Origin of the sequence: Hydrogenophaga taeniospiralis (assembly GCF_020510445.1) — a bacterium.
Taxonomy (GTDB): domain Bacteria; phylum Pseudomonadota; class Gammaproteobacteria; order Burkholderiales; family Burkholderiaceae_C; genus Hydrogenophaga.
Genome location: NZ_JAHBAG010000001.1, coordinates 2,606,710 through 2,632,598, shown reverse-complemented (window position 1 = coordinate 2,632,598; position 25,889 = coordinate 2,606,710). Strand labels below are relative to the sequence as shown.

The following is a 25,889-nucleotide window of genomic DNA, read 5'->3' as shown; positions in this document are numbered from 1 at the left end:
TCTGTGGCAACGGCGAATGGGACCTGCGCCCGGGGGAACCGCCATCGACCTCAAAGACAGAAGGGCAGCCTGCGGGTTCGCTCACACATCACTTCGGGGGGCAGGTGGTCTGGGTGGGCGGGCGCAGTCCCGATTCGCGGTTGCCACAGGGCGTGCGCGCCATCACGGTGTTGATGGAGTGGTGGTTGCGCGCACGGGCAGACTCCCGCGAGCGTGGGACGGAGAACGAACACCCGGACCACCTGCCCCTGCCAGCCCAGTCTGAGCGCCGAAGGTCAGGGTTGCCTCCAGAACGTTTCTGGAAAAGCAGCCAGAAAGGGCCGCTTCAAACGTGGTGGCAAGCCACCTGCCGCCCTTCCAAAGGCCGCAGCAGTGGCAGCTCACTCGAACACCGAGCATCCGCCTTCGGACAGCGCTTGTGAAACGCACAGCCGGTGGGCGGGTTCAGCGGGCTGGGCAGCTCGCCGTGGATCTTGATCTTCTTCTGGCGCTGCGCCGGGTCGATGGACGGTGTGGCCGACAGCAGGGCCAGGGTGTACGGGTGCAGCGCGTTGGCGAAGATCGTGGCCTTCGGGCCCGCTTCGACCACACGGCCCAGGTACATCACCATCACATCGTTGGCGATGTGCTCCACCACCGCGAGGTTGTGCGAGACGAACACGTAGGCCGTCTGCAGCTGCTCCTGCAGGTCCATGAACAGGTTGAGCACCTGGGCCTGGATCGACACGTCGAGCGCCGAAGTCGGCTCGTCGGCCACCAGGATCTTCGGCTGCAGCACCATGGCGCGCGCAATCGCGATGCGCTGGCGCTGGCCGCCGGAAAACATGTGGGCGTAGCGGTCGTAGTGCTCAGGGCGCAGGCCCACGCGCTTCAGACTCTCCAGCACCTTGTCCTTGCGCTCGGCCGCGCTCAGGGGCGTGTTGAGCAGCAGGGGCTCACCGATCTGGTGGCCGATCTTCTGGCGCGGGTTGAGCGAGGCGTAGGGGTTCTGGAACACCATCTGCACCTGGCTGCGCAGGCGCTTGTATTGCGCGCGGTCGCCGGGCGTCACCCATTCGTCACCGACCTGCAGCCGTCCGCCGGTGGGCGGCTCGATCAGGGTGAGCTGGCGCGCCAGCGTGCTCTTGCCGCAGCCGGACTCGCCCACCACGGCCAGGGTCTGGCCGGCGGTGAGCGTGAACGACACGTCGACCAGGGCCTTGACCGTGACCTTGGGTTTCATGAAGCCCTGCGACACGCCGTAGTGGCGCGTCAGCGATTCGGCCTGCATCACCGGGGCCGTGGGCGCAATCATCGGGGTGGCGGTCATAGCGTCTCCTGCGCCGTCATGGGGTAGAAGCAGCGCACCAGACCACCGCCCTGCGCCAGCAGCTCGGGGCGCTCGATGTGGCAGCGGTCCTGGGCCTTGGGGCAACGCGGCGAGAGCAGGCAACCGGTGGGCCGGTCGAACTGGCCGGGCACGATGCCGGGCAGGGTGTGCAGGCGACGCGCGCCACGGCTGTGCTCGGGCACGCTGCTGAGCAGCGCGTGGGTGTAGGGGTGTGCCGGTGCGGTGAACAGGCGGTCCACGGCGCCTTGCTCCACCTCCTGGCCCGCGTACATGACCGCGACGCGTTGCGCCACCTCGGCCACCACGGCCAGGTCGTGCGTGATGAGGATCAGGGCCATGTTGTGCGCCCGCTGCAGCTGCACCAGCAACTCCATGATCTGGGCCTGGATGGTCACGTCCAGCGCGGTGGTGGGCTCGTCGGCGATCAGCAGCTTGGGGTTGCAGGCGATCGCCATCGCGATCATCACGCGCTGCGCCATGCCGCCCGAAAACTGGTGCGGGTAGCTCTCCAGCCGGTGCGCGGCCCCGGGGATTTCCACCATCTGCAGCAGCTCGATGGCGCGCGCCTTGGCGGCCGCACCGCGCAGGCCCATGTGTTCGCGCAACACCTCCTCGATCTGGAAGCCCACGGTGAAGCTCGGGTTGAGCGAGGTCATGGGGTCCTGGAAGATCATGGCCATGTCCTTGCCCAGGATCTTGCGGCGCTGGCGGTCTGAAATGGTCTGCAGGTCTTTGCCGTCGAACCGCAGGCGATCGGCGCCGACGTGGCCCTGCCCGGCCAGCAGACCCATGACGGCCATCATCGCGACCGACTTGCCCGAACCCGACTCGCCCACGATGCCCAGCACCTGGCCCTGGTCCAGCTGCAGGTCCAGCCCGTCCACCGCACGAAAGGCACGGCCCTTGGCGCCGAATTCGACGCGCAGGTTTTGAATGTCAAGAAGACTCATGCCAAATCTCTCAAGGGTTGCACCGTCACCGGCGCGAGATGTCTGAGCCAAGAACGCCGCGGAACCGGCTTTGCCGGGCCGCCAGCGTTGCCCCCTTGAGGGGGTCGCGCGAAGCGCGGCGGGGGTGTTTCATGTTGCTGACTTGAGCTTCGGGTCGAGCGCGTCGCGCAGCCCGTCGCCGACCAGGTTGATCGCCAGCACCGACCACAGAATGGTCAGGCCCGGCAGCGTCACCACCCACCAGGCACTCTCGATGTAGTCGCGCGCCGAGGCGAGCATGGTGCCCCACTCGGGCAGCGGCGGCTGCACACCCAGCCCCAGGAAGCCCAGCGCCGCGATCTCGAGGATGGCGGCGGAAAAGCTCATGGTGGCGTGCACGATCAGCGGCGCCGTGCAGTTGGGCAGCACGGTCACGAACATGAGCCGCAGCGTGCGCGCGCCCGACAGGCGCGCAGCGGTCACGTAGTCGCGCTGCAGCTCGCCGATGGCTGAGGCGCGCACCAGCCGCACATAGGCTGGCAGCGACACCAGCGCGATGGCGATCATGGCGTTGAGCAGGCCCGGGCCGAGGATGGCCATGATGGCCACCGCCATCAGCAGCGAGGGCAAGGCCATCACGATGTCCATGGCGCGCATGATGGCGGCGTCCACCCACTTGCCGGCGAACGCCGCCACCAGCCCCAGGATCACGCCCGGAATCATCGCCAGCACCACCGACACCAGGCCCACCAGCAGCGAGAGCCGTGCGCCGTGGATCAGGCGCGAAAACAGGTCACGACCGAGCTCGTCGGTCCCCAGCAGGAACTGACTGGTGCCACCGGCCCAGACCGGGCCCTGCAGGAAGTGCTCACGGTATTGTTCGATCGGGTCGTGCGGCGCGACCCAAGGCGCGAAGATCGCCAACAGGCCCACGATGGACATGAACACCAGGCCGGCCACGGCGCCTTTGTTTTGCGAGAAGGCTCGCCAGAATTCCTTGAAGTTCATGCCTGCACCCGGATGCGAGGGTTGGCCACACCGTAGAGCAGGTCCACGACAAAGTTGGTGACGACGACGAGCGTGGCAACGAGCAGGATGCCGTTCTGCACCACCGGGTAGTCGCGCCGGCCAATGGCGTCGATCAGCCATTTGCCGATGCCCGGCCAGGAGAAGATGGTTTCGGTCAGCACCGCGCCGCCCATCAGCGTGCCCACCTGCAGCCCCACCACGGTGAGCACCGGAATGAGCGCGTTGCGCAGCGTGTGCACGAAGATCACGCGCATGGGCGACAGGCCCTTGGCGCGCGCCGTGCGCACGTAGTCTTCGCGCAGCACTTCGAGCATGCTTGATCGTGTCATGCGCGCGATCACCGCCAGCGGGATGGTGCCGAGCACGATGGCCGGCAGGATCAGGTGGCGCACCGCGTCCCACAGCGCGCCGCTGCTGAGCTCGGGGTCGGCGCGCTCGGCCAGCCAGGCGTCGATGAGCATGAAGCCGGTCTGTGGCTGCACGTCGAACATCAGGTCGAGCCGGCCGGACACCGGCGTCCAGCCCAGCCCCACCGAGAAGATCAGGATCAGCAGCAGGCCCCACCAGAAGATGGGCATGGAGTAGCCGGTGAGCGCGCCCGTCATGACGGTGTGGTCCAGCCAGCTGCCGCGCTTGACCGCCGCGAGCACCCCCGCGATCAGCCCCAGCACCAGCGCCAGCAGCAGCGCGCACAGCGCCAGCTCCAGCGTGGCCGGAAACAGGGCCTTGAATTCGCTCCACACGGGAGACTGCGTCTTGAGCGACTGCCCCAGGTCGCCCTGTGCCAGTTGCCCGAGGTAACGACCGTACTGCACGTACAGCGGCTGGTCCAAACCCAGGCGTTTGAGGGCGGCGGCGTGCAGCTCCGGGTTGAGCGTGCGCTCGCCCACCATCACTTCAACCGGGTCGCCGGGGATCAGACGGATCAGGGAAAACGTCAGCAGCGTCACCCCCAGGATCGTGGGAATCAGCACCAGCAACTTCTTGAGGAGGTATCTCAGCATGAGGGAGCACCCCTTGTTGTTTTCAGAACGCGTAAAAAAGGGCAGCCGTCAAAAGCTTGACGCCTGCAAATTGACCGGAGTGGCCGATCCAAGAATGCGAGCGGCCCTGCATCGCCAAGCCGCTCGCATTGCCCTCAGGCGCAGCAGGCTACACGCAGTGAGCCTGCAGCCGGAGAAGTCCCAGAACGCGGCGGAACCGGCTCCGCCGGGCCGCACCGCGTTGCCCCCTGGGGGGTGACGCCGCAGGCGGCGCGGGGGGATCACTTCACACTCACGCCTTCGAAGCTGTAGTCGCCAAACGGACTGATCTTGAAGCCGTTGAGCTCCTTGCGCATGGGCTGGTTCACCGTGGAGTGGGCGATGGTGGACCACGGCATGTCCTTCTTGAACACCTCCTGGGCCTTCATGTACAGCTCGGTGCGCTCTTTCTGGTTCACGCTGTTGCGCGCCTTGAGCACGTAGCCGTCGAACTCCTTGCTGCAGTAACGCGCGTAGTTGGAGCCGCCGATGGCTTCGCAGGTGAGCAGCACGCCCAGGAAGTTGTCGGGGCTGGCGTAGTCGCCGGTCCAGCCGATCAGGCCGGTGTCGTGCTCGCCCTGCTTCAGGCGCTTGAGGTACTCACCCCACTCGTACTGCGTGATCTTGGCCTTGATGCCCACCTTGGCCCAGTCGGCCTGGATCATCTCGGCCATCAGCTTGGCGTTGGGGTTGTAGGGGCGCTGCACCGGCATGGCCCACAAGGTGATCTCGGTGCCCTCGGCCACGCCGGCTTTCTTCAACAGTTCCTTGGCCTTTTCCGGGTTGAAGGCGGCGTTCTTCAGCTTGGCGTTGTAGGACCACAACGAGGCCGGGAACGGATTGGACGCCGCCTGGCCCTGCCCCTGGTACACCGCGTCGATGATGGCCTTGCGGTTGATCGCCATGTCCAGCGCCTGGCGCACTTCGACCTTGTTCAGCGGTGCCTTCTCGGTGTTGTAGCTCAGATAGCCGATGTTGAAGCCCGGGGCCGTGTCCATCTTCAGCTTGGGGTCGGCCTTCATGGCGGCGATGTCCTGCGGTTTCGGGTAGGACATGATGTGGCACTCACCGGCCTTGAGCTTCTGGAAGCGCACCGAGGCGTCGGTGGTGATGGCGAAGATCAGGTTGTCCACCAGCACGTTCTTGGCGTTCCAGTAGTCCTTGTGCTTGACGTAGCGGATCTGCGCGTCCTTCTCGTAGCGGCGCAGCGCGAAGGGACCGGTGCCGATGGGCTGCTGGTTGATCATGCTGGCCTTGCCTTCGGCCACCAGTTTGTCGGCGTGTTCCTTCGACAGGATCGAGGCAAACGGCATGGCGATCTTGACCAGCAGGTCGGGGTCGGGCTGCTTGAGCTTGATCACCACCGTCAGGTCGTCGGTCTTGGTCACCGACTCGGTGTTGCTCTCCAGACCCACGTCGGAGGCGTACGGGAACTGGGCGGGGTAGGCCTTGTTGAACGGATGGTCCTTGTTGACCATGCGCTCGAAGGTGAAGATCACGTCGTCGGCGGTCATGTCACGGCCCGGCTTGAAATAGTCGGTGGTGTGGAACTTGACGCCTTTGCGCAGCTTGAAGGTGTAGGTCAGCCCGTCGGCGGACACGGTCCATTCCTGCGCCAGGCTCGGCTCGACCTCGGTACCGCCCTTCTTGAACTGCGTCAACCGGTTGAAGATCGCGTGGCCGGCGGCGTCAAAGGTGTTCCCGCCGGTGTATTGCGCGGTGTCAAAACCCTCGGGACTGCCTTCGGAACAGAAAATCAGCGTGCCGGCGGCCTGCGAGGCCATCGCCACCGCAGACAAGCCCAAAGCCAGGGTCAGTTTCTTCAGTTCAAACATGGGTCATCCTTCGTTGTTGCGGGAGCAGCGACATGCGCCCCCTGTTAAGGAAAAATTCATTATCGACACAAAACGTCACGGAGCTGTCACCTGCGGTGGTGCCACCCGTTCAAAACGGAGGCTCCACTTGATGCCCGTCAACCCTTGCAAAATCGATGCCATCGCATGACGCCCCACCCAAGGAAGGAAGCCCATGATCCGCTGGGAAGCCCACACCTGCCTGCCCCTGCATCCCGAAGCCAGCTTTGCCCCTTTGGAGCGCTACCGTGCCGCAGGGGTGCACCACGTCTGCATCAACGTGGGCATGGACATGAACCCGCTGGGCCAGATCCTGCCGGTGCTCGCCGCTTTCCGTGCGCGGCTGCGGGCCGAGTCCGAGCGCTATCTGATCCCGGACACTGTGGCCGACATCGAACACGCGCGCAACAAGGGAAAACTCGCGGTGGGCTTTGACCTGGAAGGCGCCCTGCCCTTGCTGGAGCGCCCCGAGATGGTGGCGCTGTACCGCGATCTCGGCGTGCGACAGATCCACTTCGCCTACAACCGCAACAACAGCGTGGCCGGCGGCTGCCACGACGAGCCCCAGGGCCTGACCCTGCTCGGACGCCGCATGGTGCAGGCCGTGAACGACGCGGGCGTGCTGATGGACTGCGCCCACACCGAACGGCGCACCACCTTGGACATCATGACCCACTCGCGCCACCCGGTGGTGTTCAGCCACGCCAACCCGCTGGCGCTGGCCGAACACGGTCGCAACATCACCGACGAACAGATTCGCGCCTGCGCGGCCACCGGCGGCGTGGTCTGCATCTCCGGCGTGTCGAAGTTTCTGGGCTGCAACGCACCACAAGCGAGCGACCTGGCACGCCATGTGGCCTACGTGGCCGATCTGGTGGGCGCGCAGCATGTGGGCCTGGGCCTGGACATCGGCTTTTCGCAACCCGAACTGAACGACGATCCGCCTGGGGCGTTCGATCCGGGCTTCTGGTGGCCCGCGCACGCGGGTTACGGCCAAGGCATCAGCCAGATGCGCTACGCGCCCATCGAGACTTGGCAAACCCTGCCCGACGCCCTGCGGGCAGCAGGCATGGGGCCGCAGGACATCGATGGCGTCCTGGGTGACAACATGGCGCGCGTGGCACGCCAAGTCTGGGGCGCGGCACCCGACTGAACGCCATGGGTCGACCGCAAGGTTATGCATTCGCAGCATAAAGAGATGGCAACACAGCCTTGGACAGACAGAACGGCGCTCCGTACAGTGGCATCCGTTGACCCACCGTTACGGGCCAGCCCACCCCCTAGGAAACAACGCACCATGTCACAAGCACCGCACCCCGCCGGCCCCGCGGCCAACAGCCCGGCCGCTTTCACCAGCGCCCTGCCCTCCTACCTCGATCCGAACAACCTGGGCCCCTGGGGCATCTACCTGCAGCAGGTCGACCGCGTGGCCCCCTATCTGGGCAATCTGGCCCGCTGGGTGGACACGCTCAAGCGACCCAAGCGCACGCTGATCGTGGACGTGCCAATCCACCTGGACGACGGCACCATCGCGCACTTCGAGGGCTACCGCGTACAGCACAACACCAGCCGCGGCCCGGGCAAGGGCGGCGTGCGCTTCCACCAGAACGTGACGCTGTCCGAAGTGATGGCGCTCTCGGCCTGGATGTCGATCAAGAACGCGGCGGTGAACGTGCCCTACGGCGGCGCCAAAGGCGGCATCCGCGTCGATCCGCGCCAGCTGTCGATGGGTGAACTCGAGCGCATCACACGCCGCTACACCAGCGAGATCGGCATCATCATCGGCCCGAGCAAGGACATTCCGGCGCCGGACGTGAACACCAACGAGCAGGTCATGGCCTGGATGATGGACACCTATTCGATGAACGAAGGTTCCACCGCCACCGGCGTGGTCACCGGCAAGCCGGTGGACCTGGGCGGCTCGCTGGGACGGCGCGAAGCCACCGGCCGCGGCGTGTTCACCGTGGGCGTGGAAGCCGCCAAACACACGGGCATGGACATCAGCAAGGCACGCGTGGCCGTGCAGGGCTTCGGCAACGTGGGCGGCGTGGCCGGCAAGCTGTTTGCCGAAGCCGGCGCCAAGGTGGTGGCGGTGCAGGACCACGGCGGCAGCATCTACCGCGAAGCGGGTCTGGACGTGCCTTCGCTGCTGGCGCATGTGTCGCGCGTGGGCACGGTGGCGGGATTCCCGCAGGCCGAGGTGATCGCCGACGACGCCTTCTGGGGCGTGCCCTGCGACATCCTGATCCCGGCCGCGCTGGAGCAGCAGATCACGGAAGAAAATGCCGGCCGCATCCAGGCGAAGATGGTGATCGAAGGCGCCAACGGCCCGACCACACCACAAGCCGACGACATCCTGCACGACCGTGGCATCCTGGTGTTGCCCGACGTGATCGCCAACGCCGGTGGCGTGACGGTGAGCTACTTCGAATGGGTGCAGGACTTCTCCAGCTTCTTCTGGAGCGAAGACGAGATCAACGAACGCCTGGTGCGCATCATGAAGGGCGCGTTCGCCGCCGTGTGGCAGGTGGCCGAAGAGAACAAGGTGAGCCTGCGCACCGCGACCTTCATCGTGGCCTGCAAGCGCATCCTGCACGCCCGCGATCTGCGCGGTCTGTACCCCTGATCTCTCTCGCGGTTGATTCGCCACACCGGCGAACCGACAAAAAAAGGGCCCCGCATGCGGGGCCCTTTTTGCTGGGTGGTGTTCGACGCTGGGTCGGTGCTCAGCGCGGGCTGCGACGAGCCACCGGGCGGGCGGGCGCGCCACCTTCGGAACGGCGCGATTGGAACTCGCCCCCACGCAAAGCGGCACGCTCCGAGTTGCCGCGGTCGCTGAAGCGATCGGCGCCGCGTTCGGGAGCGCGGTCGTTGCGACCGAAGCTGGAGAAGCCTGCGGGCTTGGCACCGAAGCCGGCACGGGCCGGGGCCTTGTCGCCAAAACCACGACCGGCCGGACGGCTGTCGCCACGGTTGTCAAAACGGTTGTCGCCACGCGGGGCTTCGCGTTCGAAGCGGTTGCCCTCGAAACGGGGCGCGTCGCCACGACCTTCAAAACGCGGTGCTTCACCACGGCCCTCGAAACGCGGGCCGCGCGGTGTCGGCGCGCCACGGCGATCGGCAAAGCGGTCGTTGCCACGACCGGCCGGGCGTCCACCAGGGCCACCACGGCCAAACGGCTCGGCCTGGGGTGCGCGCTGGCGCGGCTCCATGCCGGGAATGGTTTCCACCGCGATGCGTTGGCGGGTGAAGGCTTCGATATCGAAGATCTTGCGGCGGTCGCGCGTCTCGGCGAACGTGATGGCCTGGCCATCGCGTCCGGCACGGCCTGTGCGTCCGATGCGGTGCGTGTAGTCCTCGGCCTTCATCGGCAGGCCGAAGTTGAAGACGTGGGTGATGGTGGGCACGTCGATGCCGCGGGCGGCCACGTCGGTGGCCACCAGGATCTGCACCTGGCCGGCGCGCAGCGCCATCAGACGGCGGTTGCGGATGCCCTGGCTGAGTGCGCCGTGCAGCGCGACGGCGGAGAAGCCTTCCTGCTGCAGGTCGTTGGCCAGACCGTCGCATTCGATCTGGGTGCTGGCGAACACGATGGCCTGGTTGATGCTGGCGTCGCGCAGCCAGTGGTCGAGCAGCTTGCGCTTGTGGTCGGCGTTGTCGGCCCAGAACAGCTTCTGCTGGATGTTGGCGTGCTGTTCCTGCGGGGAATCGATCTGCACCTTCTGCACGTGCTTGCCACCGTCGTGCATGACGCGCATGGCGAGCTGCTGGATGCGCGGCGCAAACGTGGCGCTGAACATCATGGTCTGGCGGCGCTGGCTGGTCAGGTCGTTGACTTCGGCCAGGTCGTCGGCAAAACCGAGGTCGAGCATGCGGTCGGCTTCGTCCACCACCAGGAACTGCACCTGGTCGAGCTTGAGCTGCTGCGAGCGCTGCAGATCGAGCAGACGCCCGGGTGTGGCCACCACGAGGTCGGCGTTCTGCAGCTTGGCGATCTGCAACTGGTAAGGCATGCCGCCCACCACGTTGGCGATGCGCAGGCCGCGGCAGTGGCGCACCAGGTCGATGGCGTCGTTGGCCACCTGCTGGGCGAGCTCACGCGTGGGACACAGCACCAGGGCGCCCGGGGTGGCTGCCTTGAAGTTGCGCGGGTTGGTCGGGTCCTTGCGCTTGGGGCGCTTGGGTGCGGCCTCGCCACGGGCCAGCGCGTCTGCACAGGCCTTCTCGAAGTCGGCGCGCTCCTGGGCTTCGGCCTGGGCCTGCTGTTGCAGCAGGGTGTGCAGCACGGGCAGCAGGAAGGCGGCGGTCTTGCCGCTGCCGGTCTGACTGGAGACCATCAGGTCGGCGAAGCGTTTTTCGCCTTCGCCCAGCATGGCCTTGGGGACCACGTTGTTCTGCACCTGGGTGGGCTGCACGTAGCCGAGGTCGGCACAGGCTTGCACCAGTTCAGGGGCCAGGCCCAGCAGTTCAAAACCGTTGGGTTCGGCCGGCGTGGGGGTGACAGGGGTGTCCGCTTCGGGTTCGGCAGACAGGATTTCGGGCGAGAAATCGCCGCGGGCTTCAAAAGAGTCGCTCATGTTCGTCCATGCGCAGTACGCGCAATTGATCGAATAAAGACACTGGTGGCCCGCCTGCCATGGTGAGGCGGGACGCTCCAGCGCGCCAGATCCGTTCGTGGTTACAAAACATCAACCATCAAACGGTCTACGCGCCATGGGTCCCACTTCAAAAGTGGAGGACACCGGGAACGAAGGCCCCATCCGCAACGCCAGCGGGGACCGCTGGCGGGCTGGCAATACGTCTATCGAAAGAGGCGCATGCCAGCGCAAAGAATCGGGGAGCCTGGTGTGTGAGGCAGATGCACAAATCAGCGCAGTTTCCTGCGCAGCCTGTGATTATGGCACGCTTGAGGGAAAACCCCAAGCGGTTTGTCTGATTTCAGCCCAGCACCGCCGCCACCATGTGGAACAGGATCGCCGCGAGCACAGCCGTGGCCGGCACGGTGACGATCCAGGCCGCCACAATGCGCAGCACCGCCGAACGTTTGACGATTTCCTGCTTGTAGGCCTTTTTCAGCGCCTTCTGCTCTTTCTTGGCGAACACCGCGCCATCGACCGCCTCGCGGTCCTTGGTGCGCCGTTTCATGTCGGCGAGCATGCGTTTTTTCTCGTGCACCTCGGCGGCCTCAAAACGCTGCAGATAGTGCTCCACCTCGGCGCGGTCCTGTCCTTGGTGACCGGCGAACACCACCGCTTCCATCTTGGCGTAGTTCACCTTGAGCAGCTCACGCAGGAAGCCCACGCCAAACACCGCACCAATGGAGATGTGCGTGGTCGAAACCGGCATGCCCAGCTGAGACGCCACGATCACAGTCAGTGTCGCAGCCATGGCAATGGAGTAAGCCCGCATGTTGTCCAGCTCGGTGATTTCCTTGCCCACCGTGCGGATCAGGCGCGCACCATACAAGGCCAGACCTGCGGCCAGCCCCAGCGCACCCAGCACCATCACCCACATCGGCGTGGCCGCCTTGGTCGCGACCGCGCCGGCGATCACCGCTTCATAGATGGCGGCCAGCGGCCCCACGGCGTTGGCCACGTCGTTCGCCCCGTGCGCAAAACTGAGCAAGGCGGCCGAACACACCAGTGGCCAGGTGAAGAGGCGGTTGACGCCCTCCTTGCTGTTGACCTGTTGCCGCGCCAGGCGGGCAACGGGTTGGCGCACCAGCAGCAGCACAGCGCCACCAAAGAGCGCGCCCAGCACGATGGCGAGCCAGAAATTCACCTTGACCAGTTGCCCCAGACCTTTGAGCAACATATAGGAGCCAAAGGCCCAGGCCATCACAGCAATCAGCCAGGGCACCACGCGGGAAGCCGCCTCCGTCATCTCATTGCGGTAGGTGATGCTGTGTTTGATGATGTACAGAAAGAGTGCCGCGATCGCGCCACCCATGAGCGGCGACACCAGCCAGCTGACCACGATCGAGCCGATCGTGCCCCAGTTGACCAGCCCCCAGCCGCCCGCCGCAATGCCCGAGCCCATCACGGCGCCGATGATGGAGTGCGTGGTGGACACGGGAGCGCCAATGGCGGTGGCCAGGTTCAGCCACAGGGCACCCGCCAGCAACGCGGCAAACATGACCCAAGCGAACAGCGTCGCATCGGTGATCTGCTGGCTGTCGATGATGCCGCCTTTGATGGTGCCGACCACCTCGCCACCCGCCACGATGGCGCCCATGGCCTCGAATACCGCGGCCACCACGATGGCCCACCCCATGGTCATGGCGCCAGACCCCACGGCCGGCCCCATGTTGTTGGCCACGTCGTTGGCGCCGATGTTCATCGCCATGTAGCCACCCACCACCGCCGAGATGATGAGCAGCCAGACCGCCGGGCCCGACAGGCCCAGCACGTCGGCGCCCGTCAACGAGGCGTACAGGCCCACCAGGAGCAGGAAACCCAAGGCGGCGCCCAGTTGCAGCACATCCTGGTGCTTGGAAATGAAGCGGGAGCGGGATTTTTTTGTCATGTTTTTTTCACGTGAATTTCACGATTTTGACATGTCGACGTCTCGCGACCAGGCCTCTAACCGAAGAGCCGGACCTCGGTGGAGCGATCGGATTCAGCGCAGGAAATGGGCCCGATAGTGTTCGAGTTCGTCGATCGACTCGTGCACATCGGCCAGCGCGGTGTGCTTCTGGTGCTTCTTGAAACTGTCGTACACCTCGGGGCGCCAGCGCCTGGCCAGTTCCTTGAGGGTGCTCACGTCCAGGCAGCGGTAGTGGAAGTACGCCTCCAGCTTGGGCATGTACTTCACCAGAAAGCGCCGGTCCTGGCTGATGGTGTTGCCGCACATGGGCGAACTGTTCTTCGGGACGTATTTGCCAATGAAGGCCAGCAGTTCGGCCTGCGCTTCTTCTTCATCGACCGTGCTGGCCTTCACTTTGTCGATCAGACCGCTGCGACCATGGGTGCCCTTGTTCCAATTGTCCATGGCGCCCAGCACCGCGTCGCTCTGGTGGATCACCAGCACCGGCCCCTCGACACGGGGCGTGAGCTGCGGGCCGGTGATCACCACCGCAATCTCGAGCAGGCGCTCCTTCTCCGGATCCAGACCGCTCATCTCGCAGTCAATCCAGACCAGGTTCTGGTCGCTCTTGCCCAGGGTGGGGGTTTCGGGGGCCGCGGTGGGGGTCGGGCTGCTGATGTCGTTCGGTGCTTGCATCCGGCGATTTTCACCGATCCGCCAGACCGGTCTTTTTGCCGCGGCACCTCGGCTCTGGGGATCCCGCCGCCTGGCCCTGCCGCGCCAGGGGCCGGTGGTCTTCGATAGACTCCCCGGTATGGACCACACCGCCTGGATTTTCACCGCCACCTTTTGTGCACTGATTGTGCTGGGATTGATCACGCGCACCGTGCTGGCCAGCCGCCAGATCCGCCACGTGGCCCGCCACCGCGACACAGTGCCTTCCGCCTTTGCCCAGACCATCACACCCGAGGCCCACCACAAGGCCGCCGACTACACCATCGCCAAAACCCGGTTCGGCCTGCTGGAGTTGGCGCTGGAGTCGGCACTGCTGCTGGGCTGGACGTTGCTTGGTGGGCTGGACTGGCTCAACCAGACCCTGCTCGCCGCGCTGGGCGGCGGCATGCTGCAGCAGCTGGCGCTGCTGGCGTGCTTTTCGCTGATCGGCGGGCTGATCGCCCTGCCGCTGGCCTGGTGGTCGAACTTCCGCATCGAAGCGCGCTTCGGCTTCAACAAGATGACCCTGTCGCTCTGGCTGACCGATATCCTCAAAGGCGCATTGGTGGGCGCGCTGATCGGCCTGCCGATCGCCTCCCTGGTGCTGTGGCTCATGGGCGCGGCCGGCGCCACCTGGTGGCTCTGGGCCTGGGGCGCCTGGATGGGCTTCAACCTCCTGCTGCTGGTGCTCTACCCGACGGCGATCGCACCGATCTTCAACAAATTCCAGCCGCTCCAGGACGAAGCCCTCAAGGCGCGTGTGAACGCCCTCATGCAGCGCTGCGGCTTCGCCGCCAAGGGCCTGTACGTGATGGACGGCAGCAAGCGCAGCGCGCACGCCAACGCCTATTTCACCGGCTTTGGCGCAGCCAAGCGGGTGGTGTTCTTCGACACCCTGCTGCAGCAGCTCAACCCGGCGGAGATCGACGCCGTGCTGGCCCACGAACTGGGCCATTACAAGCGCCGCCACGTCGTCAAGCGCATCGTGCTCATGTTCGGCCTGAGTCTGCTGGGCTTCGCATTGCTGGGCTGGATGTCGGGTCAGGCCTGGTTCTACACCGGGCTGGGGGTCACGCCTTCGCTGGACGCGCCCAACAACGCGCTGGCGCTGCTGCTCTTCATGCTGGTGGCGCCGCTGTTCACGTTCTTCCTCTCGCCCCTGATGGCACTGTTGTCCCGTGGACACGAATTCGAAGCCGATGCCTACGCCGTGGCCCACACCAGCGGAGCCGACCTCGCCAGCGCCCTGCTCAAGCTCTACAAGGACAACGCCAGCACGCTGACGCCCGACCCGGTGTACGCCCGCTTCTACTACTCCCACCCACCCGCCAGCGAACGCCTGTCGAGGTTGCTTGCCACCGGCCCGGCCTGAACGCACCCGCCCTGCCATGAACGCCACCCACCAGAATCGCCGCGCCCTCTCGGCCACCGAAATCGTCACCCGGCTTACCCAGCTCAATGGCGACGCCGCCCAGGGCTGGAAGCTGATCGACGGGGCGCTGGAGAAAAGTTATGGCTTCACCACCTTCCACGAGACCATGGCGTTCGCCAACGCCGTGGCCTGGATCGCCCACCGCGAAGACCACCACCCCGAGCTCCACCTGGGGCATGGCCGCTGCACCGTGCGTTTCAGCACCCACGACGTCGGCGGTATTTCGGCCAGCGACTTCCATTGCGCGGACGCGGTGGACGCACTGCTGAAGAACCCCATGAACGCCCCCCAAGCCAGCAGGTTGCCGCTTTGAAGCGCAACCACGCCCTGCCAGCCTTGGCCAGCCCCTCGCAGCCAGCCGGCACCCTTTCCGGGCTGGTGGTGGCGGCCCACGGACGGCACTGCCTGGTGGAGAGCCCGGACGGACAACGCCGCATCTGCCACCCGCGGGGAAAGAAAAGCCAGGTGGTCGTGGGCGACCATGTGCAATGGCAGGCCACGGGCGACGAAGGCAGCATTGAACGCGTGGACACCCGGCGCAACCTGTTCTACCGGCAGGACGAGATGCGCACCAAGTCCTTCGCCGCCAACCTCGACCAGATCCTGGTGCTGATCGCGGCCGACCCCGAGTTCTCCGAACGCCAGCTCGCGCGCTCGCTGATCGCGGCCGAAGCCGAAGGCATCCCGGTGCTGATCGTGCTCAACAAGAGCGACCTGCAGCCCGCCTTCGATCAGGCCTGGGAACGGCTCGAGAGCTACCGGCGCATGGGCTGTGATGTCCTGCCGCTGCGGCTCAAGGGCCAGACCGCGGCCGGCAGCGAGGCCGGCCTGGTGGAGCTGCAGCAGCGCCTGACCGGCAAGACCACGTTGGTGCTCGGTCCCTCGGGCGTGGGCAAGAGCACGCTGGTCAACCGCCTGGTGCCGCAGGCCAAGGCGCTGACCGGCGAAATCTCGCGCGCACTCAACTCGGGCAAACACACCACCACCAGCACCACCTGGTACTGGGTGGACGAGGCGCGCAGCACGGCGCTGATCGACTCACCGGGGTTTCAGGAATTCGGCCTGAACCACATCGAGCCGATGCAGCTCGCCCACCTCATGCCCGACCTGCGCGCGACGCTGGGGAACTGCCGCTTCTACAACTGCACCCACCTGCACGAACCGGGTTGCGCGGTGCTGGCCCATGTGCAGAAAACGGACGACGATCCGGCCAATGCGGACCCGCAGGCCATCGGCGAAAACCGCTACCGGATCTACGGCGAGCTGTTTGCCGAGCTTTCGGCGCGCCGCCCGTATTGAGCACCCGGGCCTCGGCCCGTTTCACCGACCTGCGCGCCCGGACAGGTAGCGCCCAGCGGCCCTACCCCAGCAGGCGCGCCAGGGTCAACAGCGCCAGCAGCAGCATCCACAACACCACCGAACGCCAGACCAGACCCACCACGCTGCCCAGGTGCGCCAGCTGCGGCTCTGGGCGCGCGCCGCTCTCGGCGTCATCTGGGACGGTGGCGCCCTCGGCCAGGGGTGCCAGCCGCACGTTGAGCGCCCCCGAGGTGGCGGCCAGCACCACGCCATCGCTGCCCGGGGCGAAACGCTCGGCATCGCTGCGCCAGCTCGCGACCGCTTCTTCGAAATTGCCGACGATGGCGAAACCCAGCGCCGTCACCCGGGCCGGCAAGTGGTCCACCCAGTCCCAGGCCCGGGCCGCCGCGTGTCGCAGCGCCGGGCTGGGGGTGCCATCGGGGCGGGCGCGCCAGTTGCGCGACAGGTACTCGGCCATGCGGTAGAACACCGCCCCGGACGGCCCCAGGCCCAACACCCAGAACACCACGAAACACACCAGCACGCCAAACACATGCCGGTGTGCCGCGAGCACCGAATGCTCTATGACCTGGCGCAGCAACTCGGTGCGCGGCAGGCTCGACGCATCCACCCGAAGCCATTGCGCCAGCTTCTCGCGGGCGGTGGCGTCGTCCCCCACCTCCAGCGCCTGCCGGATGTCGCTGAAATGGTGGCTGAACTGACGAAAGCCCAGCGTCACGTACAACACGCCGACCATCCAGGCGAACGCCAGCACCGAACTGAAGGCCCACAGACCCCAATAGACGAGCCCGGCGATCAGCGCAGGCACACCCACGGCCAGCACCCAGGCCACCCAGCCGTGAGAGGCCTGTCCGGCATCCAGGTTGCGCCGCACCGCCCGGGCCCAACCGCGCAGCCCCGCGTGCACCGGGTTGTCGTGGGCCAGCGGGCGTGCCTGTTCGAGCAGCAAGGCGAGGAGGATGGCGAAAAAACTCATGACGTCATCATAGCGACGTGCCCCACGGCGAAGCCCCGGCCACGATGGCCTTCAGGCACTGAGCAGGCGGTAGAAATTGCGCAGCATGCCGGCCGTGGCACCCCAGATGAACCGCTCGTGCTCGCCGTCCCGGTACGGCATGGAATACCACTCGCGCATCACCCCGCCCCACTCCCAGGCGTGACGGCGGTGGTGCGCGGGGTCCATCAGGAAATCCAGCGGCACCTCGAACACCTCGTCCACCTCATACGGGTTGGGTTGCAGCGTGAAGCCGGGCTGCACCAGACCGACCACCGGGGTCACGATGAAGGCCGTCCCGGTGACATACACCGGCAAGGTGCCCAGCACCTCCACGCGCTCGGGAGACAGGCCGATCTCCTCCTGCGTCTCGCGCAGGGCCGCCGCGATGGCGTCGGCGTCGCCCTCATCAAGCTTGCCGCCGGGCAAGGCGATCTGCCCCGAGTGGGTGGACAGGTGTGCGGTGCGCTGCGTCAGCAGCAGGGTCGGGCGCTCGTGCATCACCAGCGGCAGCAGCACCGCTGCCTGCGCTGGCGGGCGGTCGGCAAACTTTTTTTCGCGCAGCAGTTCGGGCGTCCACACGGGCGGGCGCGCAAACAGCTCGCGCAGCCCGCCGGCGGTCAGTCGATGGGGCTGCGCGGGCAACAAGCCTTCGTCAGGCGCGGCAGGCAACGCCGGGACCAGGCGAGGATCAAAAACGGGCAGAGGCAAGGGCTGGGACATGGGCGGGAGCATAGGCCACACGGGCCAACCCGCGCGTGCCGGGGGTGACCCGACGGGAGGTGGGCAGCGAACGGGCACAAAAAAGCCGCCCCGGGGAGCGGCTTTTCGGGTGGCCAGGGCCGGAGCCGATGAGGCTCCCGGCTTCGGGCGCAAACCCGTCGCTTACGCGCCGAGCTTTTCCTTGATACGTGCCGACTTGCCGCTGCGGTCACGCAGGTAGTACAGCTTGGCGCGGCGCACATCGCCGCGGCGCTTGACTTCGATCTTGGCGATCAACGGGCTGTACAGGGGGAACGTACGCTCGACGCCTTCACCGTTGGAGATCTTGCGCACGATGAAGTTGGAGTTCAGGCCACGGTTGCGACGGGCGATCACCACGCCTTCGTAAGCCTGCACGCGCTTGCGGGTGCCTTCGATCACATTGACGCTGACGATCACGGTGTCGCCGGGCGCAAACGCGGGAATTTCTTTGTTCAGGCGAGCAATTTCTTCTTGCTCAAGGGTCTGGATGAGGTTCATGGTTTCCTGTTTTCACGATCATGCCCGCGCTGCACTAAAGGCCACGAATCCGGCAGGGGCCCTGTCCAGAAACGCAGCAGGGGCTTGCACCCCCGCCTGTGTTTTTGCGGGCTGGCCCGGTCACGGCGGCCGGTCAGAGGATCGAAAAGCTTTGGATTATAGCTTTTTCGTCCGGCGCAGAAAAGCGTCGTCCGCGGCACCGATGCGGCCCCGGGCGCGCGCCTGCTCCAGCAAGTCGGGCCGCAGGCGGGCGGTGAGCGCCAGGCTTTGTTCACGGCGATAGCGGGCGATGCGTTCGTGGTGCCCTCCGAGCAGCACATCGGGCACCGCCATGGGCCCTGCGGGGCCTTGCCAGACCTCAGGGCGGGTGTGGTGCGGACTGTCCAGCAGACCGTCGAGCGCGGGATTGAAACTGTCCTGCTGGTGGCTGCCCTCGTCCCCCAGCACGCCGGGCTGCAAGCGTGCCACGGCGTCGAGCATGGCCATGGCGGCCACTTCACCACCCGAGAGCACAAAGTCCCCCAGGCTGATCTGCCGATCGACACAGGCATCGATGAAGCGCTGGTCAATGCCTTCGTAACGGCCGCAAACCAGCACCGCGCCCACGCTGGCGGCCCAGTCAGAGACCCCCGCATGGTCCAGCCGGTCGCCGATCGGCGAAAACAGCACCACCGGCGCGCGGGCCTCGTCGGGTTCGTTGCGGTCGACGCGCAGGGCCTGCAGGCACCGCCACAGCGGTTCGGCCATCATGACCATGCCCGGGCCGCCACCGAACGGCCGGTCATCGACCCGGCGGTAGTTGCCGTCCGCGAAATCGCGCGGATTCCACAGCTTCACGTCCACCAACCCGGACTCGAACGCGCGCCGGTTGATGCCGCTCGTGAAGAACGGGGCAAACAATTCAGGAAACAGGGTGATGACGTCGAATCGCATGAGGGGTATTGTCTCCCCCCTGCGCCGCAGCGCGGCTTCCCCCAGGAGGGGTCAGTAATCCGCCTGCCAGTCCACCGTGATGCGGCGGGCGGTCTGGTCCACGCCATCCACATAGGCGGACACGAAGGGAATCATGCGCTCGGCGACCTGGGCTTTGCCGTCCACGGTCTCGGTGTATTCGAGCACCAGCACCGAGGTCGGACCGGTGGGCATGAGGTCGCGCACCACACCCAGGTGCACGCCCTCGCGGTTCACCACGTCCAGGCCGATCAGGTCGACCCAGTAGTACTCACCCTCGGGCGTGGCCGGAAAGGCGCTGCGTGGCACGAAGATGCGCACGCCCTTGAGCGCTTCGGCCGCGGTGCGATCGTCCATGCCTTCCAGCCGGGCCACCACGCCATCGGCATGGACCTTGATCTCGGCCACGGTGACGCTGACGCAGCCCGAAAACGCCGAAAAGCCGCGCGCGAAGCGGGCTTCGGGCGGCTGCAGGAACCATTGGGAAGAGGCAAACAGCGCTTCGGTGTCGGCGCTGTGCGGCAGGATGTGGACCCAGCCTTTGAGGCCCCACGGGTCCTGGATGCGTCCCAACTCCACCGCATCGCCCGGCAGGGCCGATGCGCTGAAGACGCCAGGCGTGGGGCTGCTCACCAACGGCCTGTGATCAGGCGGCGGCCTTGGCAGCGTGTTGCTTGACCAGGCGGGCCACGGTGTCCGAAGGCTCAGCGCCCACACCGGTCCAGTAGGTCAGGCGGTCCAGGGCGATGCGCAGGGGCTCTTCACCACCGCGGGCCAGGGGGTTGTAGAAGCCGATGCGTTCGATGAAACGGCCATCGCGGCGGTTGCGCTTGTCGGCAACCACGATGTTGTAGAACGGACGGGCTTTTGCGCCGCCGCGGGAGAGTCGAATGACGACCATGATTTATCCTTCGGGTGGAGAAGCTCCAAGAGCGGAAACTTCAGTGGGTTTTTTTGGCTGAATAAACCCCATTCATTGCGGCGCCTGAGACACACGACTGACCACCCGGCCAGCGAAACACCACAAAACCGGCGATTATAGCCCGTGTGATACCCGCTTCAACACCGACCTCAACCCTTCGCACAAGCTCCCCGACATGCCCCTCATCCGCCCCAGCCGCGACGAAGACATCGACGCCATCACCCGCATTTACGGCCACCACGTGCTGCACGGCACCGGAACCTTTGAAACCACACCGCCCAGCCCGACCGAGATGGGCACCCGGCGGGCCGACGTGTTGTCCAAGGGCCTGCCCTGGCTGGTGGTCGAAGAGGATGGACAGGTGCTGGGTTTTGCCTACGGCAACTGGTTCAAGCCGCGCCCGGCCTACCGCTTCTCGGTCGAGGACTCGATCTACCTGGCGCCCGAGGCCGCAGGCAAGGGACTGGGCCGTGCCCTGCTGGCCGAGTTGCTCGCCACCCTGGAGCGCACGGGAACGCGCAAGGTCATGGCCGTGATCGGCGACTCCGCCAACGCGGGATCGGTCGGCGTGCACCGCGCGCTGGGCTTCGAGCCGGTGGGCGTGATCCAGTCCTGCGGCTGGAAATTCGACCGCTGGCTCGACATCGTGCTGATGCAAAAGACCCTGGGTGCGGGCGACACCACGCCCCCCGAGTCCGGCGGAACCTCTGCATGAGCACGGCCCGGGCGAAGAACAAGACGCTGGCGGCCTGGCTGGCGGTGCTCGGCGGCAGCATGGGTCTGCACCGCTTTTACCTGCGGGGCCTGGGCGACTGGATCGGCTGGCTGCACCCCATCGCCGCCGCGCTGGGCTGGTGGGGCGTGCGGCGCATCCAGACCCTGGGCCAGGACGACCAGCTCGCCTGGGTGCTGGTGCCGTTTCTGGGCAGCAGCATCGCGGCCGGCTGCCTGGCGGGCATCGTCTACGCGCTCAGCGACCGCGAAAAATGGAACCGCTGGTTCAACCCCGGCGCCGAAGACCAGGCCATCGCCGGCGGCACCAACTGGTTGACCATCGGTGCGCTGGTGCTGGCCATGCTGCTCGGCACCGTGGCCTTCATGGGCAGCCTCGCCTACGGCATCCAGCACTACTTCGAATACCAGATCGAAGAGGCGCGCAAGATCAGCCAATGACGCGGCGGGGGTGCTCCTCTAGTTCCACCAGGACATCAGCAGCATCACCAGACTGAGCGTGAACAGCGCCATCGCGGTGGACAGCCCCATGCCGGCGGTGGTGGCCTCCTGGGCGACCTCGTAGCGCTGGGCAAACAGAAACACATTGGCGCCCATGGGCAGCGCGGCGGCCACCACCATCACGGTCAGCGGCAGACCGGTGATGCCAAAGGCCCAGGCGCTCAGGCCCACCAGCAGTGGCAGCACCAGGTTCTTGGACACGGTGATCCACAGCGTGGTGCGGATCTCCCCACCCAGCGGGGTGCGCGCCATGGTCACGCCCACCAGCACCAGCGCCAGCGGACCAAAGGCACTCCCCAGCAACTGCAACGGCTTGTCCACCACCACGGGCAGCACCCAGCCGGTCTGCGCGAACAGCAGGCCGCACAGGATGGGCAGCGGGATGGGGTGGATCAGCGCGCTCTTGAAAGCCGACCAGGTGGTGGCCAGCACGTGCGGCTGCGCCTGGCCGTTGGCGCGGTTCTCGCGCGCCACGGCGAGTTCGAGCACCACCGTGGCGGTGGTCAGCAGCGTCAGGGCATGGATCGACACCAGGGTGAGCAGGGTCACCAGGCCTTCCTTGCCATACGCCAGTTCCACCAGCGTGATGCCGATCATCACCAGGTTGGAGAACACGCCGCCCAGCGCCAGCACCACGCTGCGCCGGTTGAACCCGCGCCAGGCGATCGAGGCGCCCAGCAGGCCGAGCGCGGCCAGGAAATAGGCGGCCAACGGCCGCAGGTCCAGCGTTTCGACGTGCACGGCGCTCATGGTGCGAAACAGCAGTGCCGGGATCAGCAGCAGAAACACGAGGTTGGAGAGGTCCTTGACCGCCTCGTCGCGTATCCAGTGCAGCCGCCCGGCGAGGAAGCCGGTGGCGATCAGCAGGAAGACGGGGGTGAGGGAGGCGACGACGGGGTGGGCAGCGAGGTTCACCGGGCGATGGTATCGCCCGGGCGTGCGGCGGTCCGTTGCGGGGTCATTCGCGGCGGCGCTGGCTGGCGGCCCCGCATCACTTCACGCCGATGGCCTCGGTCATGCGGTAGTACAGACCGGAGGGGTCCTTCTTCAAGACGTGGAACCGCCCCTCTACCACCACCGCGCCCTGGCTGTATTTGACCGGCGCTTTCGTGCGCACCTCGACCATGCTCTCGGGCCCGCCGGGCGTGCAGAACGCGCAGGTCAGGGGCACCGAGGCCAGCAGGAAATGGCGCTGCTGCTCGCCCGCTTCCAGCGGCATCATGAAGCCCTGGATGCGCTGCGTCTTCTGGTCCAGCGTGTTCACGGCCGCAGGATACACGGGCACGATGCGCCGGTTCTCGATGCGCGTGCTCACGTCGGTGAGCACCGACCAGGCCAGCACGTCTTCGCGTGGTTTGAGCGGCGCAAACGGCGACAGCGGACTGTGCACACCAGCCCCCTGGCCCTGCACATGCGGCAACGCAGACGATGCCCCGGAACCCGACCCAGCACCGGTCTCCGTTGACGGCTTGGCAGCCGGAACAGGAGCCCCCAGCGGCGACGACAGCTGAGCGCTGGCCTGCCCAAAAAAGCAGGCCAACAGCAAAAAGGCGCAACGAAAAAGAGGGCTCATAAAAAGGGAGGAGATTGCAAGCCAGAACGCGGCGGAACCGGCTCCGCCGGGCCGCTCGCGTTGCCCCCTTGAGGGGGTGACGCGCCGCCAGTGCGGCGCGGCGCGGGGGTGGGCCGCATTCAGTGGCCGTGCTTCATCCCGCAGTATTTTCCTATCGCCAGACCCTTGCAGGCGGCCTGGAGTTCCACCATGCAGACTTTTTCACCCTTGCCCGACTCCAGGCACTTGGCCACGGCTTCGTGGGCGGCGGCCATGGCGCGGTGGCGCGCCACGTCTTCCTTGAGCTCCTGGTCGGAGTGTTGGGCCAGGGCGGCGGTGCTCATCAGCGCCGCGGCGGCCAGGAACCAAAAAGATGCTTTCATGGGTACGACCTCGAATTCAACAATGACATGACATCCACACGGTAGGCACCGAGCGCCGGCACCAGCGCCGCCACCAGGGCCACCCCCAACGCCAGCACGGGCACCCACACTTCGGTGGACACCCATTGCCAGCCCGTGATGGCGAGCGACTGCTCGGCCATCAACATCCCGCCCAGCAGCACCGTCAACCCGTGCGCGGCCAGCAGGCCCAGCCCACAGGCCAGTACGGCCAGCCAGAAGGATTCGCACAGCAGCAGCGCCCCCACCTTCCAGGGCGGCGCGCCCAGCATGCGCAACATCGCCAAGTCGGCCCGGCGCTCGCGCACCGCGCTCCACAGCGCGATGAACACCGACAGCGCCGCCACGCCGAGCAGCACCGCGCCCAGGCCCCGCAGCACCCGCGTGCCCACGCCCACCATGCCGAGCAGGCGCGTGATCTCCATCGCCGGGGCGGCGGCCTGCAGGGCGGTGCTGTCGTTGACGTAGCGCGGAAAGCTCAGCGCCGCGATCGGGCTGCGGTAGCGGATGAGCGCGAGCGTGACCTCGCGGTCGGCCTCGATGGCGGCGCGGTCTTCGTCGTCCATGTCGTCACTGGCGTGCATGTCGTCGTGCACCCGCCAGACCGATTCGGTGGCGGTGAGGATCAAGCGGTCCAGCACGCAGCCACAGGGCACGAGCACGCCGGTCACCGCATAACGCGAATCGCCATGCACCGCGCCGCCCGTGCCCAGGCCGTGCGCACCCACGAAAGCCTGCCCGACCATCAAGCCGGTAGCGCGCGCCACCTGGGCGCCGAGCACCGCGTCCATGGGTTGCGCCCAGAGCGCGCCCTGGGCCAGCGTGGCGCTGTAGTGGGCCGGGTAGTCGGGCGTGGTGCCCACGATGCGAAAGCCCTGCAGGTTGTCGCCCAGGCTCAGCGGGATCAGCTGCGCCACCTGCGGGTGCTGCTGCAGTGCCCGCACCTCGGCCAGCGGGATATTGCCCGGCGGCACGTCCAGGTGGAACACGCCCGCCAGGATCAGTTGCAGCGGGCTGCCCTTGGCGCCCACCACCACGTCGATGCCCGCCAGATCGCGTTCGAATGCGCGGTCGATCTGGTCCTGGGCGATCAGCACGAAGGCCATGGACGCCAACCCGAGCGAGAGCAGCAGCAGGTTGAGCAAGGTGGCCAGCGGGCGCGACCACAGGTAGCGCCAGGACAGCGTGAACACGTTCATGCGCCGCCCTCGCCAACCCGTTCACCAAAGGCCAGCACCTGGGCATCGGGCAGCGCGTGCCGCACGCGGGCGTCGTGCGTGGCGATCACCAGCGTGGCGCCGCAGCCTTGCGCGCTGCGCCGCAGCAGGCCGATGGCGGCGGCGCAGGCCGTGTCGTCCAGGCTGGCCGTGGGTTCGTCGGCCAGGATCACGCGCGGCCGCAACAGCACGGCGCGCGCCAGCGCCACGCGCTGTGCCTGCCCGCCCGAGAGCTGGTAGGGCCGGCGCGCCGCGAGCGCGCCCAGTTCCAGCGCCGCCAGCGCCTGGGCGATGGCGGACCGGTCCACCGGCAGGCCGGCGGCGAAGTGGGCCAGCGCGAGGTTGTCCGCCACCGTGAGCGCGTCGCTCAGGTGCAGCCGCTGCGGCAGGAACCCGACGCAACGCGCGCGCCAGGCGTCGCGTGCGCCGCCGGCCAGCGAAGCCGGCGCCTGGTCCGCCACCACCAGCTCGCCCTCGGCGGCCGTGAGCAGCCCCGCGGCCAGCGCCAGCCAGGTGGACTTGCCACTGCCCGACGCGCCTCGCAGCAGCAAGGTACCGCCCTGCGGCACCGCCACATCGTCAAAACGCAGTGCCTGCCGGCGCGGGTAGGCGTAGGCCAGGCCACGGGTCCGGATCACGCCGACGGTTCCCTCGCCGGGCCGTCCGCCCCGGGTTGCACACAACTCGCGCAGGTGCCGTGCACCGACAGATCGACGCGCTGCCCCTGGTGGCCCAGCAGGGCCAGGGTGCGAAACAGGTCGTCGGCCACGGCCCGCGTGGGCTCGCTGGCCTCGGTCAGGCGGAACTGGCGGTGGCAGGCGTCGCATTCGAAGCGCGGCACCAGGCCCTCTTGCGCGGTGTCGGCCAAGCTGAAGCGCCAGGTGCGGGCACCGTCGTCGGCGTGGCGCTGCAGCACGCCACAGGCCGCCAGCCGGTCCAGCAGGCGGTAGAGCGTGACGCGGTTGAGGTCCAGCCCCCGGGCCGTGAGCGAGGCCAGCACCTGGGCGTGGCTGAGCGCGCTCTGGGGGTTGCCCAGAAACAGCCCGAGCACGGCGCGCGTGGCCAGGGTGCGGCGCAGGCCGGCGCGCTCCAGGCGCGTCTGCAACTCGGCGGGCACCGTCACCGGTTCTTTGGGGGATCGTGTGGACACGGGCATGCTTTCATTATCGCAACAAAGTTGCGTTAATATCGTCGTTAATGCAATTCAGTTGCAACAGTTTAAA

The 25,889-nt window shown here is 66.9% G+C and carries 27 protein-coding genes; 7 read left to right on the top strand and 20 right to left on the bottom strand.

Translation table 11 applies throughout. The annotated features are described in order from the left end of the window. Positions 1-325: 325 nt before the first annotated feature. The 5 genes from KIH07_RS12715 to KIH07_RS12695 form a co-directional block, all read right to left on the bottom strand. Positions 326-1,309, bottom strand: a complete 984-nt coding sequence (locus KIH07_RS12715) for a dipeptide ABC transporter ATP-binding protein (protein WP_226492319.1) — start codon at positions 1,307-1,309, stop codon at positions 326-328. Beyond that, positions 1,306-2,280, bottom strand: coding sequence for an ABC transporter ATP-binding protein (locus tag KIH07_RS12710; protein ID WP_226492318.1), 975 nt, complete (start codon positions 2,278-2,280; stop codon positions 1,306-1,308). Before KIH07_RS12710 ends, KIH07_RS12715 begins: the two co-directional genes overlap by 4 nt. Positions 2,281-2,409: 129 nt before the next feature. Next, positions 2,410-3,267: an ABC transporter permease subunit gene (locus KIH07_RS12705; RefSeq protein ID WP_226492317.1), complete on the bottom strand. Its 858-nt coding sequence runs from the start codon at positions 3,265-3,267 to the stop codon at positions 2,410-2,412. Next, entirely contained in the window at positions 3,264-4,292 is a 1,029-nt protein-coding gene (locus KIH07_RS12700) for an ABC transporter permease subunit (protein WP_226492316.1), read from the bottom strand. The genes KIH07_RS12705 and KIH07_RS12700 overlap by 4 nt, the downstream gene beginning before the upstream one ends. A gap of 260 nt (positions 4,293-4,552) precedes the next feature. Next, the gene (locus KIH07_RS12695; RefSeq protein ID WP_226492315.1) at positions 4,553-6,145 is read right to left on the bottom strand and encodes an ABC transporter substrate-binding protein; all 1,593 of its coding nucleotides are present in this window, start codon (positions 6,143-6,145) and stop codon (positions 4,553-4,555) included. Positions 6,146-6,338: 193 nt separating this feature from the next. On the opposite strand from KIH07_RS12695, the gene KIH07_RS12690 reads away from it, so the two are divergent. Together KIH07_RS12690 and KIH07_RS12685 are read left to right on the top strand one after the other, a co-directional pair. Continuing rightward, complete coding sequence (locus tag KIH07_RS12690; protein ID WP_226492314.1) at positions 6,339-7,316, top strand: dipeptidase; 978 nt, start codon at positions 6,339-6,341, stop codon at positions 7,314-7,316. 144 nt (positions 7,317-7,460) lie between these two features. After that, positions 7,461-8,789, top strand: a complete 1,329-nt coding sequence (locus tag KIH07_RS12685) for a Glu/Leu/Phe/Val family dehydrogenase (RefSeq protein ID WP_226492313.1) — start codon at positions 7,461-7,463, stop codon at positions 8,787-8,789. 100 nt (positions 8,790-8,889) lie between these two features. On the opposite strand, the gene KIH07_RS12680 is transcribed toward KIH07_RS12685, so the two are convergent. From KIH07_RS12680 to orn, 3 genes are all read right to left on the bottom strand, one after another. After that, the gene (locus KIH07_RS12680; protein ID WP_226492312.1) at positions 8,890-10,740 is read right to left on the bottom strand and encodes a DEAD/DEAH box helicase; all 1,851 of its coding nucleotides are present in this window, start codon (positions 10,738-10,740) and stop codon (positions 8,890-8,892) included. Between the two features lie 361 nt (positions 10,741-11,101). After that, the gene (locus KIH07_RS12675) at positions 11,102-12,688 is read right to left on the bottom strand and encodes an inorganic phosphate transporter (protein WP_226492311.1); all 1,587 of its coding nucleotides are present in this window, start codon (positions 12,686-12,688) and stop codon (positions 11,102-11,104) included. Between the two features lie 93 nt (positions 12,689-12,781). Next, entirely contained in the window at positions 12,782-13,384 is a 603-nt protein-coding gene (gene orn, locus KIH07_RS12670; protein WP_226492310.1) for an oligoribonuclease, read from the bottom strand. A gap of 118 nt (positions 13,385-13,502) precedes the next feature. Between orn and KIH07_RS12665 the strand changes: the two genes are divergently transcribed. Genes KIH07_RS12665 through rsgA form a run of 3 tightly spaced genes read left to right on the top strand, consistent with a single transcriptional unit; the run spans position 13,503 to position 16,133 of the window. Next, positions 13,503-14,774, top strand: coding sequence for a M48 family metallopeptidase (locus KIH07_RS12665; RefSeq protein WP_226492309.1), 1,272 nt, complete (start codon positions 13,503-13,505; stop codon positions 14,772-14,774). Between the two features lie 16 nt (positions 14,775-14,790). Continuing rightward, positions 14,791-15,147 carry a 4a-hydroxytetrahydrobiopterin dehydratase gene (locus KIH07_RS12660; protein WP_226492308.1) on the top strand — a complete coding sequence of 119 codons (357 nt, stop codon included), beginning with the start codon at positions 14,791-14,793 and terminating at the stop codon, positions 15,145-15,147. Between the two features lie 14 nt (positions 15,148-15,161). Beyond that, positions 15,162-16,133, top strand: a complete 972-nt coding sequence (gene rsgA / locus KIH07_RS12655; RefSeq protein WP_226494697.1) for a ribosome small subunit-dependent GTPase A — start codon at positions 15,162-15,164, stop codon at positions 16,131-16,133. A gap of 61 nt (positions 16,134-16,194) precedes the next feature. Here rsgA and KIH07_RS12650 read toward each other — a convergent pair whose 3' ends face one another. The 6 genes from KIH07_RS12650 to rpsP all read right to left on the bottom strand — a co-directional run bounded on the left by KIH07_RS12650 (position 16,195) and on the right by rpsP (position 20,242). Beyond that, positions 16,195-17,130 (bottom strand): CobD/CbiB family protein, encoded by a 936-nt coding sequence (locus KIH07_RS12650; RefSeq protein WP_226492307.1) that lies wholly within the window; start codon positions 17,128-17,130, stop codon positions 16,195-16,197. 51 nt (positions 17,131-17,181) lie between these two features. Beyond that, the gene (locus KIH07_RS12645; RefSeq protein ID WP_226492306.1) at positions 17,182-17,871 is read right to left on the bottom strand and encodes a CoA pyrophosphatase; all 690 of its coding nucleotides are present in this window, start codon (positions 17,869-17,871) and stop codon (positions 17,182-17,184) included. 162 nt (positions 17,872-18,033) lie between these two features. Further along, the gene (rplS, locus tag KIH07_RS12640) at positions 18,034-18,390 is read right to left on the bottom strand and encodes a 50S ribosomal protein L19 (protein ID WP_226492305.1); all 357 of its coding nucleotides are present in this window, start codon (positions 18,388-18,390) and stop codon (positions 18,034-18,036) included. Positions 18,391-18,546: 156 nt separating this feature from the next. Then, entirely contained in the window at positions 18,547-19,323 is a 777-nt protein-coding gene (gene trmD / locus KIH07_RS12635) for a tRNA (guanosine(37)-N1)-methyltransferase TrmD (protein ID WP_226492304.1), read from the bottom strand. A gap of 51 nt (positions 19,324-19,374) precedes the next feature. After that, positions 19,375-19,974: a ribosome maturation factor RimM gene (gene rimM / locus KIH07_RS12630; protein ID WP_226492303.1), complete on the bottom strand. Its 600-nt coding sequence runs from the start codon at positions 19,972-19,974 to the stop codon at positions 19,375-19,377. Between the two features lie 13 nt (positions 19,975-19,987). Further along, complete coding sequence (gene rpsP, locus KIH07_RS12625; protein WP_068173104.1) at positions 19,988-20,242, bottom strand: 30S ribosomal protein S16; 255 nt, start codon at positions 20,240-20,242, stop codon at positions 19,988-19,990. Positions 20,243-20,438: 196 nt separating this feature from the next. Here rpsP and KIH07_RS12620 point away from each other — a divergent pair, with 196 nt between their 5' ends. Together KIH07_RS12620 and KIH07_RS12615 are read left to right on the top strand one after the other, a co-directional pair. Further along, complete coding sequence (locus KIH07_RS12620; protein ID WP_226492302.1) at positions 20,439-20,978, top strand: GNAT family N-acetyltransferase; 540 nt, start codon at positions 20,439-20,441, stop codon at positions 20,976-20,978. Further along, the gene (locus KIH07_RS12615; protein ID WP_226492301.1) at positions 20,975-21,436 is read left to right on the top strand and encodes a hypothetical protein; all 462 of its coding nucleotides are present in this window, start codon (positions 20,975-20,977) and stop codon (positions 21,434-21,436) included. Before KIH07_RS12620 ends, KIH07_RS12615 begins: the two co-directional genes overlap by 4 nt. Positions 21,437-21,454: 18 nt before the next feature. On the opposite strand, the gene KIH07_RS12610 is transcribed toward KIH07_RS12615, so the two are convergent. The 6 genes from KIH07_RS12610 to KIH07_RS12585 form a co-directional block, all read right to left on the bottom strand. Beyond that, positions 21,455-22,411, bottom strand: a complete 957-nt coding sequence (locus KIH07_RS12610; protein WP_226492300.1) for an AEC family transporter — start codon at positions 22,409-22,411, stop codon at positions 21,455-21,457. Between the two features lie 76 nt (positions 22,412-22,487). Beyond that, positions 22,488-22,886, bottom strand: coding sequence for a DUF3299 domain-containing protein (locus KIH07_RS12605; RefSeq protein ID WP_226492299.1), 399 nt, complete (start codon positions 22,884-22,886; stop codon positions 22,488-22,490). A gap of 302 nt (positions 22,887-23,188) precedes the next feature. Next, positions 23,189-23,431, bottom strand: coding sequence for a hypothetical protein (locus tag KIH07_RS12600; RefSeq protein ID WP_413465741.1), 243 nt, complete (start codon positions 23,429-23,431; stop codon positions 23,189-23,191). Then, positions 23,428-24,648, bottom strand: coding sequence for an ABC transporter permease (locus KIH07_RS12595; RefSeq protein WP_226492298.1), 1,221 nt, complete (start codon positions 24,646-24,648; stop codon positions 23,428-23,430). Before KIH07_RS12595 ends, KIH07_RS12600 begins: the two co-directional genes overlap by 4 nt. Then, on the bottom strand, positions 24,645-25,304 hold the full coding sequence (locus tag KIH07_RS12590) for an ATP-binding cassette domain-containing protein (RefSeq protein ID WP_226492297.1): 660 nt from the start codon (positions 25,302-25,304) through the stop codon (positions 24,645-24,647). The genes KIH07_RS12595 and KIH07_RS12590 overlap by 4 nt, the downstream gene beginning before the upstream one ends. Then, entirely contained in the window at positions 25,301-25,816 is a 516-nt protein-coding gene (locus tag KIH07_RS12585; protein WP_226492296.1) for a Fur family transcriptional regulator, read from the bottom strand. The genes KIH07_RS12590 and KIH07_RS12585 overlap by 4 nt, the downstream gene beginning before the upstream one ends. Between the last annotated feature and the right edge of the window lie 73 nt (positions 25,817-25,889).

Excerpts from the sequence above, each read along its gene's own strand:
- KIH07_RS12715 (WP_226492319.1), bottom strand. The coding sequence starts at position 1,309 with ATGACCGCCACCCCGATGATTGCGCCCACGGCCCCGGTGATGCAGGCC.
- KIH07_RS12710 (WP_226492318.1), bottom strand. The coding sequence starts at position 2,280 with ATGAGTCTTCTTGACATTCAAAACCTGCGCGTCGAATTCGGCGCCAAG.
- KIH07_RS12705 (WP_226492317.1), bottom strand. The coding sequence starts at position 3,267 with ATGAACTTCAAGGAATTCTGGCGAGCCTTCTCGCAAAACAAAGGCGCC.
- KIH07_RS12700 (WP_226492316.1), bottom strand. The coding sequence starts at position 4,292 with ATGCTGAGATACCTCCTCAAGAAGTTGCTGGTGCTGATTCCCACGATC.
- KIH07_RS12695 (WP_226492315.1), bottom strand. The coding sequence starts at position 6,145 with ATGTTTGAACTGAAGAAACTGACCCTGGCTTTGGGCTTGTCTGCGGTG.
- KIH07_RS12690 (WP_226492314.1), top strand. The coding sequence starts at position 6,339 with ATGATCCGCTGGGAAGCCCACACCTGCCTGCCCCTGCATCCCGAAGCC.
- KIH07_RS12685 (WP_226492313.1), top strand. The coding sequence starts at position 7,461 with ATGTCACAAGCACCGCACCCCGCCGGCCCCGCGGCCAACAGCCCGGCC.
- KIH07_RS12680 (WP_226492312.1), bottom strand. The coding sequence starts at position 10,740 with ATGAGCGACTCTTTTGAAGCCCGCGGCGATTTCTCGCCCGAAATCCTG.
- KIH07_RS12675 (WP_226492311.1), bottom strand. The coding sequence starts at position 12,688 with ATGACAAAAAAATCCCGCTCCCGCTTCATTTCCAAGCACCAGGATGTG.
- orn (WP_226492310.1), bottom strand. The coding sequence starts at position 13,384 with ATGCAAGCACCGAACGACATCAGCAGCCCGACCCCCACCGCGGCCCCC.
- KIH07_RS12665 (WP_226492309.1), top strand. The coding sequence starts at position 13,503 with ATGGACCACACCGCCTGGATTTTCACCGCCACCTTTTGTGCACTGATT.
- KIH07_RS12660 (WP_226492308.1), top strand. The coding sequence starts at position 14,791 with ATGAACGCCACCCACCAGAATCGCCGCGCCCTCTCGGCCACCGAAATC.
- KIH07_RS12650 (WP_226492307.1), bottom strand. The coding sequence starts at position 17,130 with ATGAGTTTTTTCGCCATCCTCCTCGCCTTGCTGCTCGAACAGGCACGC.
- KIH07_RS12645 (WP_226492306.1), bottom strand. The coding sequence starts at position 17,871 with ATGTCCCAGCCCTTGCCTCTGCCCGTTTTTGATCCTCGCCTGGTCCCG.
- rplS (WP_226492305.1), bottom strand. The coding sequence starts at position 18,390 with ATGAACCTCATCCAGACCCTTGAGCAAGAAGAAATTGCTCGCCTGAAC.
- trmD (WP_226492304.1), bottom strand. The coding sequence starts at position 19,323 with ATGCGATTCGACGTCATCACCCTGTTTCCTGAATTGTTTGCCCCGTTC.
- rpsP (WP_068173104.1), bottom strand. The coding sequence starts at position 20,242 with ATGGTCGTCATTCGACTCTCCCGCGGCGGCGCAAAAGCCCGTCCGTTC.
- KIH07_RS12620 (WP_226492302.1), top strand. The coding sequence starts at position 20,439 with ATGCCCCTCATCCGCCCCAGCCGCGACGAAGACATCGACGCCATCACC.
- KIH07_RS12615 (WP_226492301.1), top strand. The coding sequence starts at position 20,975 with ATGAGCACGGCCCGGGCGAAGAACAAGACGCTGGCGGCCTGGCTGGCG.
- KIH07_RS12600 (WP_413465741.1), bottom strand. The coding sequence starts at position 23,431 with ATGAAAGCATCTTTTTGGTTCCTGGCCGCCGCGGCGCTGATGAGCACC.
- KIH07_RS12595 (WP_226492298.1), bottom strand. The coding sequence starts at position 24,648 with ATGAACGTGTTCACGCTGTCCTGGCGCTACCTGTGGTCGCGCCCGCTG.